This is a genomic window from Hydrogenophaga sp. (assembly GCF_026125825.1).
Lineage (GTDB): Bacteria > Pseudomonadota > Gammaproteobacteria > Burkholderiales > Burkholderiaceae_C > Hydrogenophaga.
Map to the genome: position 1 here is coordinate 1 of NZ_JAHCKK010000155.1, position 5934 is coordinate 5934.

Here is a 5934-nt window from a genome sequence, read left to right on the forward strand (position 1 = left end):
ACAAATTGACGTATCAGGGTTTGCGAGGGTACACTCACGGGCTGTCCAGGGGGCTCGCCCACCTCGTCATTTGTCTCTCCCCCAACGTCCTTTTCCGGAGTTTTCACCATGAACAAGAAGCCCGTTCGCGTTGCCGTCACCGGCGCCGCTGGCCAGATCGGTTACGCCCTGCTGTTTCGCATCGCCTCCGGCGAGATGCTCGGCAAGGACCAGCCCGTGATCCTGCAACTGCTGGAAATCCCGGACGAGAAGGCCCAGAAGGCGCTCAAGGGCGTGATGATGGAACTGGAAGACTGCGCATTCCCGCTGCTGGCCGGGATGGAAGCCCACAGCGACCCCATGACCGCCTTCAAGGACACCGACTACGCCCTGCTCGTGGGCGCCCGTCCGCGCGGCCCCGGCATGGAACGCGCCGACCTGCTGGCCGCCAACGCCCAGATCTTCACCGCCCAGGGCAAGGCGCTGGACAAGGTGGCCAGCCGCGACGTCAAGGTGCTGGTGGTCGGCAACCCCGCCAACACCAACGCCTACATCGCCATGAAGAGCGCGCCCAGCCTGCCGCGCGAGAACTTCACCGCCATGCTGCGCCTGGACCACAACCGCGCCGCCAGCCAGATCGCCGCCAAGACCGGTGGCAAGGTCGGTGAAATCGAGAAGCTCACCGTCTGGGGCAACCACTCGCCCACCATGTACGCCGACTACCGCTTCGCCACCATCGGCGGCAAGAGCGTGAAGGACGCGATCAACGACCAGGTGTGGAACGCCGACACCTTCCTGCCCACCGTGGGCAAGCGCGGCGCTGCCATCATCGAGGCACGCGGCCTGTCGTCGGCCGCTTCGGCCGCCAACGCCGCCATCGACCACATGCGCGACTGGGCCCTGGGCTCCAATGGCAAGTGGGTCACCATGGGCGTGCCCTCCAACGGCGAATACGGCATTCCCAAGGACGTGATCTTCGGCTTCCCCGTCACCACCGAAGGCGGCAAGTACAAGATCATCGAAGGCCTGGAGATCGACGCCTTCTCGCAAGAGCGCATCAACAAGACCCTGGACGAGCTCAAGGGCGAGCAGGACGGCGTCAAGCACCTCCTGTAATCGGCTGGTAACCGCGCTTTGGCTCCGCTTCATCCCCGACACATCCTGCTCGGTGCCCAGGCCGGCGCGTTCGCGCTGCCGGTCTGCGACCACTACAGCGGGGTGGAGGCCCGGATGCGCAAGAGCCTGGCGCTGCAGGCCGAGATGGCCGAGGAGTTCGGGACCTGCGTCTTTGACGTCACGCTCGACTGCGAGGACGGCGCGCCCGTGGGCGGCGAAGCCGAGCACGCCGCGCTGGTGACGGAGCTGGCCCTGGCCGCAGCGCCCGAGGCGCGCGTGGCGGTGCGCGTGCACCCGGTGGACCACCCGGCGTTCGACGCCGACGTGGCCACCATCGCGGCGCGCGCCGGCCACCGCCTGGCCCACCTCATGGTGCCCAAGGTCGAAACGGTGGCCGATGTGCAGCGCGCAGCCGCGGCGCTCGACGCCGCCGGTGCCCGCACCCTGCCTCTGCACGTGCTCGTCGAATCGCCCGCCGCGGTCCACCGCGCCTTCGACCTGGCTGCCCATCCCCGCGTGCAGAGCATCAGCTTCGGGCTGATGGACTTTGTCTCCGCGCACGGCGGGGCCATACCGGCCGATGGCATGAGCGCCGCCGGCCAGTTCTCGCACCCGCTCGTGCTGCGCGCCAAGCTGGAGATCGCCTCGGCCTGCCACGCGCACGGCAAAGTGCCTTCGCATTGCGTGGTCACCGAGTTCAAGCACCTGGATGCCCTGCAGCAGGCGGCTGGCAAAGCCGCGCGCGAGCTGGGCTACACGCGCATGTGGAGCATCCACCCCGACCAGATCCGCCCCATCCTGGCCGCGTTCGCGCCCCAGGCGAGCGAGGTCGACACCGCCGCGGCCCTCATCGAGCGGGCCCTGGCCGCCGACTGGGCGCCGGTGCAGTTCGAAGGCCGCCTGCACGACCGCGCGAGCTACCGCTACTTCTGGCAGGTGCTGGAGCGCGCCCACCAGACCGGCCTGCCATTGCCGGAGTCGGTGCAAGCGCACTTCGCCGAACCAGCCGCCTTGCGGCATTGAGCTTGCCTGGCCGCCGTCCCCCTGTTCTTCGCCCCACGAATTTCACATCCCCCACTGGAGAATCCCATGTCCACCTTCCTGACCGACTACCGCGCCCACGCCGCCGAACGCGCTGCGCTGGGCATTCCTCCGCTGCCGCTGGACGCCAAGCAGGTCGCCGACCTGATCGAGCTGATCAAGACGCCGCCGGCCGGTGAGGACGCCTTCCTGCTGGACCTGCTCACGCACCGCGTGCCGCCCGGCGTGGACGACGCGGCCAAGGTCAAGGCCAGCTTCCTGGCCGCCGTCGCGCATGGCGACGTGAAGGTGGACCTGATCTCCAAGGCCAAGGCCACCGAGCTGCTGGGCACCATGGTGGGTGGTTACAACGTGCACCCGCTGATCGAGCTGCTGGACGACGAGGAAGTGGCCAGCGTGGCCGCCGAGGGCCTGAAGAAGACCCTGCTGATGTTCGACTTCTTCAACGACGTGGCCGAGAAGGCCAAGGCCGGCAACCTCAAGGCCCGCCAGGTGATCCAGAGCTGGGCCGATGCCGAGTGGTTCACCAGCCGCCCTGAAGTCGACAAGACCATTACCGTGACCGTGTTCAAGGTTCCCGGCGAAACCAACACCGACGACCTCTCGCCCGCACCCGACGCCTGGAGCCGCCCGGACATCCCGCTGCACTACCTTGCCATGCTGAAGAACACGCGCGAAGGCGCGGCCTTCAAGCCCGAGGAAGACGGCAAGCGCGGCCCGATGCAGTTCATCGACGACCTCAAGAAAAAGGGCCATCTCGTGGCCTACGTGGGCGACGTGGTGGGCACCGGCTCCAGCCGCAAGTCGGCCACCAACAGCGTCATCTGGGCCACCGGCCAGGACATCCCCTTCGTGCCCAACAAGCGCTTTGGCGGCGTCACGCTCGGCGGCAAGATCGCTCCCATCTTCTTCAACACCCAGGAAGACTCCGGCGCGCTGCCCATCGAAGTGGACGTGAGCAAGCTCGAAATGGGCGACGTGATCGACATCCATCCCTACGAGGGCAAGATCACCAAGGGGGGTGCCACCCTGGTGGAGTTCCAGCTGCGCAGCGACGTGCTCTTCGACGAAGTGCGCGCCGGCGGCCGCATCAACCTCATCATCGGCCGCTCGCTCACCGCCAAGGCGCGTGAATTCCTCGGCCTGGGCGCGAGCACGGTGTTCCGCCTGCCGCAGGCGCCCGCCGAAACCAAGGCCGGCTTCACCCTGGCACAGAAGATGGTGGGCCGCGCGGTCGGCCTGCCCGAAGGCTTTGGCGTGCGCCCGGGCACCTATTGCGAACCCAAGATGACGACCGTGGGCTCGCAGGACACCACCGGCCCGATGACCCGCGACGAACTGAAGGACCTGGCCTGCCTGGGCTTCAGCGCCGACATGGTGATGCAGTCCTTCTGCCACACCGCTGCCTACCCCAAGCCGGTGGACGTGAAGACCCACCGCGAGCTGCCCGCCTTCATCAGCAACCGCGGCGGCGTGGCCCTGCGCCCGGGCGACGGCGTGATCCACAGCTGGCTCAACCGCCTGCTGCTGCCCGACACCGTGGGCACCGGCGGTGACTCGCACACCCGTTTCCCGATCGGCATCAGCTTCCCCGCCGGCTCCGGCCTGGTGGCCTTCGGCGCCGCCACCGGCGTGATGCCGCTGGACATGCCCGAATCCGTGCTGGTGCGCTTCAAGGGCCAGATGCAGCCGGGCGTGACCCTGCGCGACCTGGTGCACGCGATCCCGCTGTACGCGATCAAGGCCGGCCTGCTGACCGTGGCCAAGGCCGGCAAGAAGAACATCTTCTCGGGCCGCATCCTGGAAATCGAGGGCCTGCCGGACCTCAAGGTCGAACAGGCATTCGAGCTCAGCGATGCCTCGGCCGAGCGCTCCGCCGCCGGTTGCACCATCAAGCTCAACCCCGAGCCGGTGAAGGAATACCTCACCAGCAACGTGGTGCTCATGAAGAACATGATCGCTCAGGGCTACCAGGACGCGCGCAGCCTCAAGCGCCGCATCGAAAAGGTGGAAGCCTGGCTGGCCAACCCCAGCCTGCTCGAAGCCGACAAGGACGCCGAGTACGCCGCCGTGATCGAGATCGACCTGGCCGACATCAAGGAACCCATTCTCTGCTGCCCGAACGACCCCGATGACGCCAAGACCCTGTCCGACGTGGCCGGGACCAAGATCGATGAAGCCTTCATCGGTTCTTGCATGACCAACATCGGCCACTTCCGCGCCGCGGCCAAGCTGCTGGGCGGCCAGCGCGACATCCCCGTCAAGCTGTGGGTCGCACCGCCGACCAAGATGGACGAGAGCGAACTGATCAAGGAAGGCCACTACGCGGCATTCGGCACCGCCGGTGCCCGCACCGAGATGCCCGGTTGCTCGCTGTGCATGGGCAACCAGGCGCAGGTGCGCGAGGGTGCGACCGTGGTCTCCACCTCCACCCGCAACTTCCCGAACCGGCTGGGCAAGAACACCAACGTGTACCTGGCCTCGGCCGAGCTCGCGGCCATCGCGTCCAAGCTGGGCCACATCCCCACCGTGGCCGAGTACCACGAGGCGATGGGCGTGGTCAACAAGGACGGCGCGGCGATCTACCAGTACATGAACTTCGACCAGATCGAGGAGTACGCCGAAGCCGCCAAGGCGGTGTAAGCCCCGGGCGCCGCCCTCGGCGCCCTGGATCAAAAAGCCGCTGCGTCTGCAGCGGCTTTTTTTATGCCTGCGCGGCGAGTTGCCGGAGCAAGGCCGCCGACGCTTCGTCGCCTGGAAAGAACGTCTCCAGCGCCAGCTCCTGCAGCGTGATGTCCACCGGCGAGCCGAACACCGTGGTGGTGCTCACCAAGTTCAGCACCCCATGGCCGGTATTGAACTGGAACGGCATCAGCACGCCATGGTGTTCGCCCGGCAGGGTGCCTGCATCGTTGCCGAACGACGCCGGATAGCCCTTGAGCTCGGCCAGCAGCGCGGCCAGCGACTCGTCGCCGGTGGCGTGGATCTGCTGGCGCAGGCGCTCGAAGAGGTGCTCGCGCCATTGCCGCAGGTTGGCGATGCGCGGCGCCAGCCCCTCGGGGTGCAGGCTCAGGCGCAGCACATTGATGGGGCCTTCCATCAGCCGGGGCGAGGCACCCGCCATCAGCAGCGGCACCAGCCGGTTGTGCATCACCAGGTTCCAGTGCCGGTCCATCGCCAGCGCGGGCCAGGGTTCGTGGCAATCCAGGATGCGCTTGACCGCCGCCCGCGCAGCCGCCATGTCGGGCGCGTCCAGCGGGCGCTCGCGGTACATCGGGGCGTACCCAGCGGCTTCCAGCAGCGCGTTGCGTTCGCGCAAAGGCACCTCCAGCCGGTCGACCAGGCGCAACACCATGTCGCGGCTCGGGCTGGCGCGGCCGGTCTCCACATAGCTCAGGTGGCGGGTGGACACGTCAGCCACATGGGCGAGGTCGAGCTGGCTCAGGCGGCGGCGCTGGCGCCAGTGGCGCAGGCGCTCGCCAAACGGCGACGGCGTGGACGGCGAGAGGGCGCGGGCGGGCAAGGTCGGGGTGTTCATGGGCGGCATGGTAGGGCAGCTGGCGGCCGTCCGGCCATGACCTGCCACGTCATGGACGCCGTGCGCGCCCCGTCCCACCATGCACCCCGGATGCCCTGAATCCCATCCTTCCTCACCTCATCAAGGAGTTCACCATGTCCCTCATCGCTTCCCTCACCAGCCCGGTCGGCCTGCGCCGCGTCCTCTGGGCCGACGCCCTGTCCGGCACCGGCACCGCCGTCCTTCACCTGGCGCTGGCCGGCACCCTGTCTGGCCTGCTG

Annotated in this window: 4 protein-coding genes; 3 read left to right on the forward strand and 1 reads right to left on the reverse strand. The window is 67.9% G+C overall.

Annotated elements, in window-relative coordinates; genetic code table 11:
* Positions 1 to 108 precede the first annotated feature (108 nt).
* The 3 genes from KIT86_RS23890 to acnB all read left to right on the forward strand — a co-directional run bounded on the left by KIT86_RS23890 (position 109) and on the right by acnB (position 4779).
* Positions 109 to 1095, forward strand: coding sequence for a malate dehydrogenase (locus KIT86_RS23890; protein ID WP_297403047.1), 987 nt, complete (start codon positions 109 to 111; stop codon positions 1093 to 1095).
* Between the two features lie 18 nt (positions 1096 to 1113).
* Positions 1114 to 2118, forward strand: a complete 1005-nt coding sequence (locus KIT86_RS23895; protein ID WP_297403049.1) for an aldolase/citrate lyase family protein — start codon at positions 1114 to 1116, stop codon at positions 2116 to 2118.
* A 66-nt stretch (positions 2119 to 2184) separates the two neighbouring features.
* Entirely contained in the window at positions 2185 to 4779 is a 2595-nt protein-coding gene (gene acnB, locus KIT86_RS23900) for a bifunctional aconitate hydratase 2/2-methylisocitrate dehydratase (protein ID WP_297403051.1), read from the forward strand.
* Between the two features lie 61 nt (positions 4780 to 4840).
* Here acnB and KIT86_RS23905 read toward each other — a convergent pair whose 3' ends face one another.
* Positions 4841 to 5674, reverse strand: a complete 834-nt coding sequence (locus tag KIT86_RS23905) for a helix-turn-helix domain-containing protein (RefSeq protein WP_297403053.1) — start codon at positions 5672 to 5674, stop codon at positions 4841 to 4843.
* Between the last annotated feature and the right edge of the window lie 260 nt (positions 5675 to 5934).